The sequence below is a fragment of the Streptomyces sp. DH10 genome, from assembly GCF_029813805.1.
In the GTDB taxonomy this organism is placed as follows: Bacteria; Actinomycetota; Actinomycetes; order Streptomycetales; family Streptomycetaceae; genus Streptomyces; species Streptomyces coeruleofuscus.
In genome coordinates, this window is record NZ_JARVKU010000079.1 from 1 (window position 1) to 247 (window position 247).

Sequence of the window (247 nt, forward strand, 5' to 3'; positions counted from 1 at the left end):
CCGCACCGGGCGAACACCCACGTACAACCAGTACGCGGGCGTCCGCCCGGCACGCCGAGAGCACGCACCGGACGCCGCGAGGCCCGCCCTCCGGGCGGACGACGGGACTTTGCGGACACCCCCTAGGTGTATTGACCTGGAGCGTTGTTCACGCGGGAGATGGGTGGGTGGCCGCCGAGTGCGGTGTGGCAGCGGTGGTGGTTGTAGGTGTGCAGGAAGTCTGCCAGGGCCGCGGTGCGTTCGGTGT

The 247-nt window shown here is 70.4% G+C and carries 1 pseudogene; it reads right to left on the reverse strand.

From position 1 onward, the window contains the following. Nucleotides 1-122 precede the first annotated feature (122 nt). A pseudogene (locus tag QC385_RS43925) lies at nt 123-247 on the reverse strand (IS481 family transposase); the annotation flags it as partial.